The organism is Aromatoleum toluvorans (genome assembly GCF_012910905.1).
Taxonomy (GTDB): Bacteria; Pseudomonadota; Gammaproteobacteria; order Burkholderiales; family Rhodocyclaceae; genus Aromatoleum; species Aromatoleum toluvorans.
The window spans coordinates 1-14045 of record NZ_WTVN01000059.1 but is presented as its reverse complement, the minus strand read 5'-3'; the positions used below and the strand labels follow the sequence as shown (position 1 = coordinate 14045).

14 protein-coding genes are annotated in these 14045 nt (G+C 67.8%); 8 read left to right on the top strand and 6 right to left on the bottom strand.

What is annotated here, in order from left to right; translation table 11 throughout:
* Positions 1-12: 12 nt before the first annotated feature.
* On the bottom strand, positions 13-447 hold the full coding sequence (locus tag GPA22_RS21560) for a hypothetical protein (RefSeq protein ID WP_169258130.1): 435 nt from the start codon (positions 445-447) through the stop codon (positions 13-15).
* Positions 448-449: 2 nt separating this feature from the next.
* Positions 450-2129, bottom strand: a complete 1680-nt coding sequence (locus GPA22_RS21555) for an ExeA family protein (protein ID WP_169258129.1) — start codon at positions 2127-2129, stop codon at positions 450-452.
* 300 nt (positions 2130-2429) lie between these two features.
* Here GPA22_RS21555 and GPA22_RS21550 point away from each other — a divergent pair, with 300 nt between their 5' ends.
* From GPA22_RS21550 to GPA22_RS21535, 4 genes are all read left to right on the top strand, one after another.
* Positions 2430-2909 carry a hypothetical protein gene (locus GPA22_RS21550; protein ID WP_169258128.1) on the top strand — a complete coding sequence of 160 codons (480 nt, stop codon included), beginning with the start codon at positions 2430-2432 and terminating at the stop codon, positions 2907-2909.
* Positions 2910-3042: 133 nt separating this feature from the next.
* Positions 3043-3420 (top strand): hypothetical protein, encoded by a 378-nt coding sequence (locus GPA22_RS21545; protein WP_211169292.1) that lies wholly within the window; start codon positions 3043-3045, stop codon positions 3418-3420.
* 207 nt (positions 3421-3627) lie between these two features.
* Positions 3628-4185 (top strand): hemerythrin domain-containing protein, encoded by a 558-nt coding sequence (locus GPA22_RS21540; protein WP_169258127.1) that lies wholly within the window; start codon positions 3628-3630, stop codon positions 4183-4185.
* Positions 4186-4278: 93 nt separating this feature from the next.
* Positions 4279-4626 carry a GFA family protein gene (locus GPA22_RS21535; RefSeq protein WP_169258126.1) on the top strand — a complete coding sequence of 116 codons (348 nt, stop codon included), beginning with the start codon at positions 4279-4281 and terminating at the stop codon, positions 4624-4626.
* A 282-nt stretch (positions 4627-4908) separates the two neighbouring features.
* Here GPA22_RS21535 and GPA22_RS21530 read toward each other — a convergent pair whose 3' ends face one another.
* From GPA22_RS21530 to GPA22_RS21520, 3 genes are all read right to left on the bottom strand, one after another.
* On the bottom strand, positions 4909-5427 hold the full coding sequence (locus GPA22_RS21530) for an ureidoglycolate lyase (RefSeq protein WP_211169291.1): 519 nt from the start codon (positions 5425-5427) through the stop codon (positions 4909-4911).
* Entirely contained in the window at positions 5424-6461 is a 1038-nt protein-coding gene (gene alc, locus GPA22_RS21525; protein ID WP_169258125.1) for an allantoicase, read from the bottom strand. The genes GPA22_RS21530 and alc overlap by 4 nt, the downstream gene beginning before the upstream one ends.
* Before the next feature lie 125 nt (positions 6462-6586).
* Positions 6587-8095: an NCS1 family nucleobase:cation symporter-1 gene (locus GPA22_RS21520; protein ID WP_246264615.1), complete on the bottom strand. Its 1509-nt coding sequence runs from the start codon at positions 8093-8095 to the stop codon at positions 6587-6589.
* Between the two features lie 343 nt (positions 8096-8438).
* On the opposite strand from GPA22_RS21520, the gene GPA22_RS21515 reads away from it, so the two are divergent.
* The 4 genes from GPA22_RS21515 (at position 8439) to puuE (ending at position 12254) form a co-directional block, all read left to right on the top strand.
* Entirely contained in the window at positions 8439-9191 is a 753-nt protein-coding gene (locus tag GPA22_RS21515; RefSeq protein WP_169258124.1) for a GntR family transcriptional regulator, read from the top strand.
* Between the two features lie 35 nt (positions 9192-9226).
* The gene (locus GPA22_RS21510) at positions 9227-9958 is read left to right on the top strand and encodes an aspartate/glutamate racemase family protein (RefSeq protein WP_169258123.1); all 732 of its coding nucleotides are present in this window, start codon (positions 9227-9229) and stop codon (positions 9956-9958) included.
* Positions 9959-10169: 211 nt separating this feature from the next.
* The gene (locus GPA22_RS21505; RefSeq protein WP_169258122.1) at positions 10170-11249 is read left to right on the top strand and encodes a porin; all 1080 of its coding nucleotides are present in this window, start codon (positions 10170-10172) and stop codon (positions 11247-11249) included.
* A gap of 69 nt (positions 11250-11318) precedes the next feature.
* Entirely contained in the window at positions 11319-12254 is a 936-nt protein-coding gene (gene puuE, locus GPA22_RS21500; RefSeq protein WP_169258121.1) for an allantoinase PuuE, read from the top strand.
* A 27-nt stretch (positions 12255-12281) separates the two neighbouring features.
* On the opposite strand, the gene GPA22_RS21495 is transcribed toward puuE, so the two are convergent.
* On the bottom strand, positions 12282-14045 hold a 1764-nt coding region (locus GPA22_RS21495), incomplete at its 5' end, for an ABC transporter transmembrane domain-containing protein (protein ID WP_425483972.1).

Here is a 14045-nt window from a genome sequence, read left to right as displayed (position 1 = left end):
GTTCGCATGGGTTCAGTTCCGAAACGAAGGCGCCGCCGGTGCGGCCGCGGGCACGGATGGCGGGACTGCCGGCGATTCCGCGGGAGCGGGGGCGGCGGCGACCGGGCCCGGTTCGGCGGGCTTGTCCGGCGTCACCTGCGGCGCAGTTGCCACGGACTGTTGCTTCGGCGGGCCGGCTGCATCGAGCGGGCGCGGATCGTCCACCGGCGGCTTCGTGGCCGCGATGGGCGCCGACGGCTTGGGTTCCGCTGCCTGCCAGGGGCGCCACCAGCCCAGCACGGCCGCCGCGAGCGTGAGTGCAAACACCGCCGCCACATACGGGGGGCGTCGCGTGGCGACATGGTCCGGCGTGTCCGGCGCCGTTTCGGGAAGGGTGTTCAGGTCCGGCACCCTGCCGCGCTGGCGGGCATGTTCGGATTTCTGCAGTGCTTCGAGGATGTAGGACATGGCTATTGCGCCTGCTTGGTGAGGACGGGCGCGCCGTTGGCGGACAAGGCCGCAAGGCGCACCACGGTCATCGGGCCGACCACCCCGTCTTCGGGCAGCCCCGCGCTGCGCTGGAAGGCGCGCATGCGCTCCTCGACCCGGGCAGTGTAGGTGTTGAGGGGGGCGTCGGGATCCTGCCGCCCCTCCCAGCGCCCGAGCTGGCGCACGACCCACGCCACGTCGTTGCCGCGCATGCCGGCGCTGACCGCGCGATACCAGCCGGTCGGGGCGCTCCAGAGCAGCGTGTAGTTGCCGTTCCATTGCTGGCGCAGCCGATCGAGCGACGCGTCCTGCGTGTTGCCGGCAACGGCAATGCGGGCCCGATCCCCCTCGACCGCGATCAGGGTCGCGAGGAAGTTCGGCCCTTCGGGCTGGCGCAGTTCGATGACCGCCGGCGCATTCATCGCCATCAGCTCGTCCAGGTTGCCCTCGCGCCGCAGGCAGGTGAGATCACGGCGGGCGGCCAGACGACAGGCTTCCTCGATGCCCATGACCCGTGCGTCCAGTCCCCACTGCGCGAACAGGCTGCGCACCGCCATCGCCTCATGCAGCCAGTGTTCCTGTGACTTCGGCCAGACGATCGGTTCGCTCCGCGTCGCCACCTTGGCGACCGGCGCCTCTGCGGCGGGCGCTTCGGGTTCCTTGTTGCTCGCGGCCACGTCTTTGATTGTGGGGGCTGCCGCAGGCGTGGGCGCCGGGGCTGCCACGGCGGTCGGCGTCGTCGTCCCGGAGGTCGGAATGAGGCCGAACTGCCAGGCGACGGCTGCCCCGCCCGCGAGCGCCACCCCCAGTGCCGATGCCAGCGCAATCCGCCGTGCCGGGGACGGCTTTCGCTCCTCGCCCAGCACCTCGGCGGCCGCCTTGTCCAGCGTGGCGCGGGCGACGCTCGTCCCCCCTTCCACGTAGGTGCCGAGCAGCGCCCGGTCGCAGATCACATTAACGAGTCGCGGCGTGCCCCCGCTCAGGCGGTACAGGCGGTCGAGCACGCCGTCGGAAAACAGCCGCTGCTGCCCGCCGGAGACTTCGAGGCGGTGTTTCACATAGGCGCCCAGCTCCGGCCGCGTCAGCGGCTCGAGGTGGTAGCGCGCGACGATGCGCTGTGCGAGCTGACGCATTTCCGGTTGCGCGAGCCGCTCGCGCAGCTCCGGCTGGCCGAGCAGGATGATCTGCAGCAGCTTGCGCTCGTTCGTCTCCAGGTTCGTCAGCAGGCGCAGTTGCTCCAGCACCTCGTTCGACAGGTTCTGCGCCTCGTCGACGATCAGCACCGTCTTGCGCCCGCGTGCGTTCGCCTCCAGCAGATACCGGTTGATGTGATCGACCAGCACCTTGATCGAGCGTTCGCCCGCCGCGATCGGAACGTGCAATTCGTCGCACAGCGTCGCGAGCAGTTCGACCGTGTCGACCTTGGGGTTCAGGATGAACGCGATGTCGCAGCCTTCCGGCACCTGCTCCAGCAGGCAGCGGCAGATGGTCGTCTTGCCGGTGCCGACTTCGCCGGTCAGCAGCACGAAGCCACCATCGATGCGCAGGCCGTAGAGTAGATGCGCCAGCGCCTCGCGGTGACGGTCGCTCATGAAGAGATAGCGCGGATCGGGCGCGATCGAGAAGGGCGCCGCGGAGAACCCGAAATACTCGTTGTACATGCCTGCGTCTCGTCGTCGCCGGAGCGGCCGGCGTCGTTGCGGGAAGTCCGGAGTGCGCGGTGGGCGCTGCGCTTAGTGTCACACCAAAGCGCGGATTCGCAAAGGCCGGCCGGATTCCGTCGGCGTGATCGTCGTCACGCTGCACTTCTGCATTTCGGTCGCGCCAGTCGTCTGCCTTGCCGGTGTGGCGCCGCGCGCGTGACGCCCGCGAGGCAGTGCAGCTGCGGCAGTCGCGTCGGCGGACGAATGGCGTCCCCGGCGGTCAAAGAGAAGTGATTCCCTCGCTGCAAGGAGACGGCCATGGGCAGGATTCTGTGGGTGCCATGGGCGGTGTGCGCCGCCCTTGCCGGATGCGCCGGCGCAGGAGGGGAGCGGGCGGCATCGCCGGAGATCCTGCGCGTTCCGCTCGCGGCGACGAGCTATGCCACGGGACGCATCGGGAACGCGACGCTTGTTTCGCTGGACGGCGAGACGACGGTCACGCTGCAGCTGAGCGGCGTACCGAGCTACACGACGCGCCCGATCCATCTCTACACGTACATCCACGAGGGCCGCTGCGAGGCCATGAGCCAGCGCCCCGCCTACGACCTGACCGATCACGTGCTCGCGAGCCCGCTCGGCCGACCGGGTGCCATCGCCGCCTTTCGCGGACCGGTTACCCTCACGAACGTCGCGCCGGTGTCGCTGCAGAAACTGCGCGAGACACCATACGCGATCAACGTCCGCACGGCCCCGGCAGACGGGAGCTGGAGCATCTTTTGCGGGAACATCGCCGGCTGAGCGGTACCGGCGGCCCGACGCGGTTGCACGAGCCGCGTGCAGCACGCAGGCTGCATGATGCAGAATTACGGCGCGTTGCGGTGGACGCTTGGGTCCGCCGCGCGCCAATCTCGTTCAACTCACCGCGAGTCTTATGGCCATTACCCGCATACATCTTGCCGCAGCCACCGCCGTGGCTTATTCGGTCGTCGTGCTCGGCGGCACGCTTGTCCGTTTCGCGCTCACGGGCGACGCATTCACGTTGCGCTTCAGCTTTGCGCAACCGGCGACCTGGATCGCCGGCCTGGTCGCGATCCTCGTCGCCTGGGGGCTGCTGAAACATTTCCGCTGGGCGTGGTGGCTCGGCATGGGGGCTGCCGCTTTCCAGCTTTACCGCGTCGGCAGCTGGATCTTCGACCACTTCAGTTTCTCGCGCCCGCCCGCATTCGGGCCGCTGCTCGTTGCCGGCTTGATGCTGACCTTTCTCGTACTGGCGTTTCCGTCCCATGTGCGGACGTCGTGCAGCCGCTAGCCGGTGACCGGCCGCGCACGGCATCCGCGTCCGCGGGGCGGGCGCGGAGTCCGAATCCCATGATCCCTTCATGGTGGATTCCGTCATGAAGGCCGTGTATGCTTTTTGGATCGATCGGCGGCTCGAATCCCCTATCCGTTGAAGAACTGGTCCAGCCGCAGGAATCCGGCCGCGTTGGCGAAATGACCGTTGTTTCATGAGGGAAACATGTTCCTACTCGACAAGCTGTTCGGCAGGTTCAGGGCCGCGGCGCCCGCGGCGGTCGCCGCAAGCGATTCACCCGAAGCGTCCGACCATGCGTCCGCCGTCCCGGCGCCGCGGGGGGCGGCACCGGGGACGCAGATCCGGCACGACCCGGCCCTGATCTCCACGCTCAAGCAGGATCATGCCGCCTTGCTGAAGATCCATTCGGCGATCGCGGCTGCCCTGGACGCCGGGCGGCTCGATGCCGTGCGGGATCGGCTGGACGAGTTCAGGTCCGCGCTCATGGATCACCTGCTCAAGGAAAACGTCCGGCTCTACGTCTATCTGGAGCACTTCCTGCGGCAGGACGAGGTCAGCCACCGGCTGATGCGCGAGTTCCGGCACGAAATGGACGACATCGGCCGCGTCGTGGTCGATTTCCTCGGCAAGTACAAGGACCTGGGCCAGCGGCCCGAACTCGCGAGGACTTTTCGGCAGGACTTCACCGCGATCGGCACCGCGCTGGTGAACCGGATCCGGCGCGAGGAGGAGCTCCTCTATCCGATGTACCTCCCGGCCTGAGGCGGCTGCGGCGCATCGAAGGCGCTGGCGAACGGGCCGGCGCGGGGCTATGAAGGAGAAGCGCCGGCTGGATCCGATCGGAGGAGGACGGTGATGATCTACAAGGGTAGCTGCCACTGCGGCCGGACCGCGTTCGAGGTCGAAGGCGAACTCACGCAGGTTATGGACTGCAATTGCTCGATATGCGTGCGCAAGGGCGCGCTGCTGTGGTTCGTCCCCCGCGACAAGCTGCGGCTCGTGACGCCGGATGAGAATCTCGCCACGTATACGTTCAACACGCACACGATCAAGCATCGTTTCTGCCCGACCTGCGGCATCCACCCCTTCGGCGAGGGCACGGACCCGCAGGGCAACCGCATGGCGGCGATCAACGTGCGCTGCCTGGAAGGCGTTAAGCTCACCTCGTTGCCGGTGAAGCACTTCGACGGGCGTTCGCGCTAGGCGGCTGGTCGCTTCCGCGGATCGTGCCGTTGAGCAGCAGGTAGAGGGCAAGGCCGAGGAGCATGATGGGGATGAGGTCGGGTTGGTGCTGCGCGGGTTTGTGACTCGTGCTGCTAATCCGCCGGGGCCGCATGGGGTATTCGCTCTGCGGCTGCGGAACTCACGGTACAGCGCGCTTCCGCGCTGTCCGCTCAGACAGTCCTCGCCGCGCCGCGGACACCCCATACGTCCCCGGCTGCGTTGGGAAGTGCTGGACGGTATTTTTGCGTCGCGGTGCGGGACTTAGCGATTCACGTCGATCAGCACGGTTTCGGCTAGCGTCACTTCGTCGCAGTTCGGGCCTTCGCCCTTGCGGTCGATGACGAGGAAGTCCGACACGCCGTCGAGCGCGAGCAGTGGGTGATGCCACACGCCGCGGCCGTAATTGACGCCCTGGTCGCCGCGGGCGAGAAAGACGCGCAGGTCTTCGGCGCCCGGCGGGTCGCCCGCGGGGGCGACGACGACGAGGTAGGGCCCGCCCGAGGTCGGTACGAAGGCCTGGCTGCCCAGCGGGTGGCGCTCCATCATCTCGACGGGGAAGGGGAGCGCCCGTGGCTGGCCGCGGAAGATCGACACGATCACGCGGCCGTCCGGGCCCGCATCGATCTTCGCGAGGTCGTGGTAGCGCTCGGTGTTGCCGCCGTTGATGGTGAAGTGGTGCGCCGCGTCGCTCGCCTCGATCACTTCGCCGAAGGGGGCGAAGGCCTCGCGCGTGAGCGGCTCGGCGACCATCGTCCGCCGGGCGGTGTGCACGCCGCTCATCGCTTCACCCGGCCCCACAGGCGCAGGCGCGACACGCCGCCGTCCGGGAAGATGTTGAAACGCACGTGGGTGACCGGACCGAGGCTGGCGAGGTCGGTGAAGGTATGCACGGCGTCCATCGACAGCTTCTGCTCGGGCAGCAGGATCGGCCAGAACATGCTCTGGGTCGTTGCCGAGCGGTCGGTGCCGCCTTCGACGAAGGCGGCCTGGACCGAGCAGCGGTCGGGATAGTTGCCCTTGAAGAACGCGGTGTCGACTTCGATCTTCTCGATGATGCCGGGGGCGCCCAGTTCGAGCACGCACCAGTCGTTGCCGGGCTCGCGGCGGCGGCGGGTTTCCCAGCCGTCGCCCATGTTCATGCCCCGGCCCGGCAGCAGCAGGGTGGTGACCGAGGAGCCGAAGCTCGCGTCGTTCCATGACACCGGGCGGCCGCCGTTCTCGAGGGCGACGAGGTCGACGATGGCGTCGGGCGAGGCGGATTCGAGCTTGCCGACGGGCTGGCCGTACACGCGCAGGCGTGCGATGCCGCCGTCCGGGAAGATGTTGACGCGCAGGTGGGTCCACACGGCGTCGCTGACGGATTCCAGGATGTGGTGGCTGTTGGGGCCGAGGGGGGTCGCCGGCAGGATCTGCGTCCATGTGGCGGTTTTCAGGGCTTCGACGTCGTCGGATTCGGAGACCGTTGCGTCGATGGAGACGGCCGGGGGGTAATTGCCGGTGAAGTGGCTGGTGTCGACGTCGAAACCGCGGATGCGCCCCTTGCAGCCGAGCTTCACGAGCGCCCAGTCATGGCCGGCGACGCGCTTGCGGCGCGATTCCCAGCCGTCCATCCACTTGCCGTTGGTGTCGAACTTCCCGGGCACGAATTGGGCCGGTTCGGGGTTCAGCATGCGTGCGACTTCGGCGAAGAAGTCGTCGGTGGCGTACAAGGCCTTGGCGCCGAGCCGTGGGTTGGCGAGATCGACCGAGCGGCGCGCCCATTCGGGGAGGTCGGCGGGCGGGGCGATGACGGTCGGGCCGGATGCGTGACTCATTGTTTTTCCTTGTCGGGTTGATTCGCCTCGTGCTTCGGAGCAGGAGGCCGGGTTCGTGGGGCCGCGTCGCGGCAGTGCGGGGGAGGGCGGCGGGGCCATGCAGGGTGCGGTCCCCGCCGCCGGAGTCAGCGTGCGGCTTCCGTGGCGAATCGCGACCCGATCTCCAACTCGGCCTCCTGCTTGAGCGCTTGCTCGATCCCCTCATTGCGTCTGCCATGCGACACGGCCTGGCCTTTCATTGCGAAGTGGTAGAACAGGGCGCCCAGCGCGCAGCCGATGAACCAGTTGAAGTCGGCCAGCACCTTCGCGCCGGACAGGGTGATCGCGACACCGACCAGGACCGCCGGAGCCAGCGCCCAGATCGCGCGCTTGTTCACCCCGTTGTCGTACCAGTAGGCGCCGCCCGGCTTGTCGCTGTAGAGGTCATCGACGACGATCTTCCTGTTGCGCACGAAGTAGAAGTCGACCAGCAGGATGCCGAACAGCGGCCCGATGAAGGCGGCGAGCATGTCGAGCGTGTAGTGGATCACTTCCGGCGAGTTGAAGAGGTTCCACGGCGTGATGAAGATCGAGCCGACCGCAGCGATGAAGCCGCCGGTGCGGAAGCTGATGTGCTTGGGTGCGACGTTGGAGAAGTCGAAGGCCGGCGACACGAAGTTGGCGACGATGTTGATGCCGATCGTGGCGGTGACGAAGGTGAAGGCGCCGAGCACCGCGGCCATGGTGTTGTCGATCTTGCTGACGGTCTCGATCGGGTCGGTGATCATGTGGCCGAACACCGGGATCGTGCCCGAGGTGATGATCACGGTGACGATCGAGAAGGCCAGGAAGTTCACCGGCAGGCCCCAGAAGTTGCCGCGCTTCACTTCGTCGAAGGTCTTGCCGTAGCGCGAGAAGTCGCCGAAGTTGAGCATCGGGCCGGAGAAGTAGGACACCACCAGCGCGATCGCGGTGATCATCGGACCGAGCGCGGACCAGCCTTCGTATTTCACTTCGCCGAGGTTGAGGCTGATGTTGTCGACACCGGCTTTCCAGACGATCCAGCCGGCGAGCAGGAACATCACGACATAGACGGCGGGGCCGGCCCAGTCGATGAAGCGCTTGATCGCTTCCATGCCGTGCCAGAACACGATCGCCTGCAGCACCCACATGATCGAGAAGCCCAGCCAGCCCAGATACGAGAGGCCGGCGAAACTGCCGTGCGCGAGGCTCTCGAGGCCCGGGAAGAAGCGCAGCAGCACGATCGTGAGCGCCGACGAGGCGAGGAAGGTCTGGATGCCGTACCACGCCACCGCGATCAGGCCGCGGATGATGGCCGGTACGTTCGCGCCCCATACGCCGAAGGCCAGGCGGCAGGCGACGGGGTAGGGGATGCCGGCCTGCTGGCTGGGACGGGCGACCCAGTTGCAGAACAGGTTGACCAGGCAGATGCCGATGATCAGCGACACGAGGACCTGCCAGCTCGTGAGTCCCAGTGCGAACAAACTGCCGGCGAAAACGTATCCACCGACACTGTGCACGTCGGACATCCAGAACGCGAAGATGTTGTACCAGTTCCAGTTCTTGTCTTTCAGCGGACCGAGGTCCTCGTTAAAGAGGCGGTCGCTGTACCCCGCCGGCAGGTGCTCTGACATGCTTGTCTCCTCATGGCCGCGGTGGGCGCCGCGGCTGCTACCTTTGTCGATTTTTGCGGTCCTACAGCGGCCGGGCCGGGAAAGTATAATTTCCTCTTATGCACCCATGGACTGTATCCGTGTTGATATAAAAGTGTATCCAATGTGTGAAGTCAAGAACTATTTTCAGCCGTTCTCAAATATCCGGGCGGATCACGGGTTTCGGAGGATGTAACAGCCAATCGGGTTTGGATGGGCTTATTTGTCGTTGTGGATACAAAAATATATTGAATTGTGTCCAAAGTGCTTCTAGACTGATTTCAACAGTGGGTGAGCCTGGTCTTGCCCCGACATGGAGATCCTGATGGGAAAACGTGCTTCTGCCGAACTCGGGACCGGCCGCGCCGATGAAGGACTCGGCGGCAACGGTCGCGACGAAGCGATCTATCGCAACCTGTTCGTCGCGATCGTCGAGAACCACCTCGCGCCCGGCACCAAGCTGCCGGAAGACACGCTCGCAGAAACCTACGGCGTGAGCCGCACCAGCATCCGCAAGGTGCTGCAGCGCCTCGCGCACGAGCGCCTGGTCGACGTGCGCCTGAACCGTGGCGCCTCGGTCGCGCAGCCCTCGGTGGGCGAGGCGCGCGACATCTTTTCCGCGCGCCGGATCATCGAGTGCGGCGCCATCCCCCAGGTCGTCGCGAAGGCGACGCCTGCCAAGCTCGACGTGCTGCGCGAACTGGTAGGCCGTGAACATGCCGCCCAGGATCGCGGCGACTGGCGCGAATCCATCTACCTGTCGGGGGCCTTCCACGTCGAACTGATCCGCCTCTCGGGCAACGAGACGCTGACCGATTTCCTGACCCAGCTCGTGTCGCGCTCGTCGCTGGTGATCGCCACTTACGGCTCGCCGCAGACCGCGAGTTGCCGCCATTCCGAGCACGACGACGTGATCGAGATCATCGCCGGCGGCGACGTCGACGGCGCGACGCGCTGGATGGACCGCCACCTGCGCGACGTCGAGCGCACCGTCGTGCTGGTCGAGGAAGAGCCCGCCCCCGCGGACCTGAAGAAGATTCTCGAGGAGGTCGCCCAGCGCCGCCCCAAGCTGCGCTAGGAAGTGGCCCCTCTGTACACAAAGAGGAGACAGCAATGCTGATACGCGTCATCAACCCCAATACCACCCGCAGCATGACCGAGAAGATCGGTGCCTCGGCGCAGCGCGTCGCCGCCGCCGGCACGCGCATCGTCGCGAGCAACCCGGACAGCGGTCCGGTGTCGATCGAAAGCCATTTCGACGAGGCGATCAGCGCCGTCGGCGTCGCCGACGAGGTGCGCAAGGGTGAGAAGGAGGGAACGGACGCGTACGTGATCGCCTGTTTCGGCGATCCGGGCCTGCTCGCCGCACGTGAGCTCACGCGCGCACCGGTGCTCGGCATTGCGGAAGCGGCCTTTCACTTGGCGACGATGATCAGCACGCGCTTTTCCATCGTCACGACGCTGTCGCGCACCGGCATCATCGCTGAGCACCTGCTGCAGTCCTACGGCTTCGCTCACCACTGCCGCCGCGTGCGCGCGGCCGAGATTCCGGTGCTGGACCTCGAGGACGACGGCGCCTGCGCGCTGAATCGCATCGTCGAGGAATGCCGTCGCGCGAAGGCCGAGGACAACATCGGCGCGATCGTGCTGGGTTGCGGCGGCATGGCGGACCTTGCCGACGAGATTCGCGAGGCGGTCGGGCTGCCGATCGTCGAAGGCGTCACGGCCGCGGTGAAGCTCGCGGAGACGCTCGCGAGCCTGAAGCTCGGCACGAGCAAGTTCGGCGACCTCGCCTTTCCGCCGCCGAAGCGTTTCACCGGCAGGTTCGAACACCTGAGCGCGTGACGCGGGGGGCGGCGCCTCCGCAGCAACCGATCCGCAGTACCGCGCGGCCACCGCCGCGCACCCCTCCGATGCAGGCCGCGACCCGGCCGGCAGGGACCCGCTGTGCCTTCGCCCCTACGCGGGTGCAAAGGCGGCACGGCACCGGGCAGCACCCATGTGAAGGTCAGCAGTTCAACACCAAACAGCAGACAAGAGAACAAGAGGAGACAGCATGGAAGCAATCATCAAGGCGGGTGCCGCGGCCCTCGGGGTCGCGGCGCTGCTGGCGGCGGGGACCGCGCAGGCGCAGAGCAACGTCACGATCTCGGGGCGTGCGGCCGCGCAGGTCGACGTCGTCTCGGCCAAGGGGGCGACTGCCGGTGCCGCGGCCGATATCGACGAGCGCACGCGCGTCACCGACATCGCGAGCCGCATCCGCTTCTCGGGCAAGGAAGATCTCGGCGGCGGCCAGCGCGCCTTCTTCTGGGTCGAGGGCAACACGCCGATCGACGGGCGCGGTGGCATGTTCGGCAACGAAGGGGCCGAAGGCTATGTCGGGCTGGGCGGCGGCTGGGGCGAGCTGATGCTGGGCAAGCGCCATCGTCCGTTCTACATCTCCAGCCTCGGCGCCGACCCGTGGGACATCCTCACGCTGGGCAGCATCGACGCCGTCGTATATGTCGCACCGCTCAAGCTCGGGGCTCCGCCCAGCGGCTTCCAGGCGCTCAACAGTGTGAACTACTGGTCGCCCGACTGGAGCGGCCTGCGCGTGCGCGGCCAGTTCAGCGCCGGCGAGAACAAGACCGCGACGACGCACGCCACCGACGAATATTCGGTCGCGGCTACCTACGACCTCGGCGGCCTGCATGCCGGTGTCGGCTACCGCCACCAGCAGGGGGCGCGCGAGGGCAGCGGCAAGTCGCTCGGCCTCGTCGCGACCTATGCGATCCAGGGCGGACCGAAGCTCGGCGCGATCTACGAGGACCACCGTGCCGACTTCACCGGCGATACGCTCCGCATCAACGATTGGGCGCTGACCCTGTCCTGGCCGTTCGGCCCGCACGAGCTGCGCGCGAACTATGCGCGCGACTCGGGCGTCAAGGGGGGAGAGCTGTCGCGCAGCGACACGCGCAGCAGCCACTGGGCCTTCGGTTACGCATATCACGCGAGCAAGCGCACCGAGCTGTATGCGCAGTACGCGCGGCTGAAGAACGGTGCCGCCGCGAGCAACGATTTCGACGCCGCCGTGGGCGGTGTGGCCGCCGGCGCGGACCCGAAAGGGATCGCGCTCGGCGTGATCCATTACTACTGAGCGGGCGAGCGGGGCGGTGCGACCGGCCGGGCGCACCGCCCGCCCCGTGGAAACCTGCAGGAGAGAAGCATGGCGATGAACAAGGACTACCCCCGCGACCTCGTCGGCTACGGCCGCAACCCGCCGTACGCGAACTGGCCCGGCCGCGCGCGCGTCGCGGTCCAGTTCGTGCTGAACTACGAGGAGGGCGGCGAGAACTGCGTGCTGCACGGCGACCCCGCCAGCGAGCAGTTCCTGTCCGAACTCTTCAACCCGCCCGCGATCCCCGACCGCCACCTGTCGATGGAAGGGGTGTACGAATACGGCTCGCGCGTCGGCGTATGGCGCTTCCTGCGCGAATTCGAGCGTCGCGGCCTGCCGCTGACGATCTTCGGCGTGTCGATGGCGCTCCAGCGCCACCCCGAGGTCACCGCCGCGTTCCGCGAACTCGGCCACGAGATCGCCTGCCACGGCTGGCGCTGGATCCACTACCAGAACGTCGACGAGGCGACCGAGCGCGAGCACATGCGCATCGGCATGGAGATCATCGAGCGCATGACCGGCGAGCGTGCGCTGGGCTGGTACACCGGCCGCGATTCTCCCAACACGCACCGCCTGGTCGCCGATTACGGCGGCTTCCTGTACGACTCGGACTATTACGGCGACGATCTGCCGTTCTGGATGGAGGTGCAGAAGACCGATGGCGAAGCGGTGCCGCAGCTGATCGTGCCCTACACGCTCGACACCAACGACATGCGCTTCGCGCTGCCGCAGGGTTTTTCGCACGGCGACGAGTTCTTCGAATACCTGCGTGACGCCTTCGACGTGATGTACGCGGAAGGCGACGAGCGCCCCGCGATGATGTCGGTCGGCATGCACTGCCGCCTGCTCGGCCGCCCGGGGCGTTTCCGCGCGCTGCAGCGCTTTCTCGACCACATCGAGAAGCACGACCGCGTCTGGGTCGCCCGTCGCGTGGATATCGCGCGGCACTGGCGCGAGCATCATCCGTACGCGCCGGCGCGCTGAAGGGCTTCCTCAAGCGTCCGCCGCGACTCAGAGATCGAGCTGCAGCGCCGCCAGGCGGGCGTAGAGGCCGCCGCGGTGGCGCAGGTCCGCGGGGCTGCCGGTCTCGACGATGCGGCCGCGTTCCATCACGACGATGCGGTCCACCTTCTGCACGGTGGCAAGGCGGTGGGCGATGATCAGCGTGGTGCGGCCCGTCATCGCGGCGCTGAGGCCGCGCTGCACGAGGATTTCGGATTCGGCGTCGAGCGCGCTGGTCGCCTCGTCGAGGAGCAGCACGCGCGCACCCTTGACGATCGCCCGCGCGATGGCGATGCGCTGGCGCTGCCCGCCCGAGAGCCGCGTCCCGCGCTCGCCGAGGAAGGTCCGGTAGCCGTCGGGCAGGCGCTCGATGAACTCGTCGGCAGCAGCGGCGCGGGCCGCCGCGATGACCTCGTCGTCGCTCGCATCGGGACGGCCGTAGCGGATGTTGTCCAGCGCGCTCGCGGAGAAGATCACCGGATCCTGCGGCACGATGGCAATCGCGCGGCGCAGGTCGTGCAGGCGCAGGTCGCGGATGTCCTGGCCGTTGATGCGGATCGCGCCCTGCGACACCTCGTAGTAGCGCAGCAGGAGCTGGAAGAGGGAGGTCTTGCCGGCACCCGAGGGGCCGACGAGGGCGACGCTCTCGCCCGGCGCGATCGCGAGGTCGATGTCGTCCACGGCGCGCACGTCCGGGCGCGCCGGGTAGGCGAAGGAGACGTGCTCGAAGCGGATCGCCGCCTGTGTCGCGGCTTGCGGCGGCCGCGGCAGCGGGCCATCGACGATCGCCGAGCGGGCGTGGAGCAGTTCCAGCAGACGCTCCGCGGCGCCGGCGGCACGCATCACGTCGCCCCACACCTCGGCCAGCGTTCCCACGCCACCCGCCACGAGTGCGGCGTAGAGGACGAAGGAGGCGAGCTGGCCGGTCGTGAGCGTGCCGGCACGCACCTGCTGCGCGCCCACCCACAGCACGAAGATGATGGTCCCCATCACCGCGGTGATGATCAGCGTGGTGAGTGCCGCGCGCACGCGGGTGCGTCGGATGGCGGTGGCGAAGCTGTTCTCGCTGCGGTCGGCGAAGCGCTGCGCCTCGTAGGGCTCCTGCGTGTAGGCCTGGACGGTGGGCATGGCGTTGAGGATCTCGCCCGCCAGCGCCGACGCGTCGGCGATGCGGTCCTGCGATTCGCGCGACAGCTTCCGCACCTTGCGGCCGATGGCGAGGATGGGCAGGGCCAGCAGCGCCATCAGGCCCAGGTTGAGGGAAAAGAGCCGCGGGCTGGTGACCGCCAGCATGACCATCCCGCCGATGAACTGGAACAGGCTGCGCAGGCCCATCGAGACCGAACTGCCGACCACGGTCTGGATCAGCGTCGCATCGCCGGTCAGGCGCGACAGGACCTCCCCGGTCTGCAGGGTCTCGAAGAACGCCGGCGACTGGTCGAGCACGCGGGCGTACACGGCACTGCGCAGGTCCGCCGTGACGCGCTCGCCGATCCACGACACCGTGTAATAGCGCGCCGACACCGCCAGCGCCCAGAAAGCGGCGAGGCCGAAGAGCGCCAGGAAATGGCCGTCGAGGCTCAAGCCGCCCAGCAACCCCGCGCGCGCCGCTACCCCCGTGCCGAAGCCGGCATCGACCATGTCGCGAAAGGCCAAGGGCACGACGAGGATCGTCGCCGAGCCCAGGCACAGCAGCGCGAAGGCGAGGGCGATGCGCGCCCGGTAGGGCCGCAGGAAGGGCCACAGCCCGCGCAGGGCGGACAGGCGGGGCGG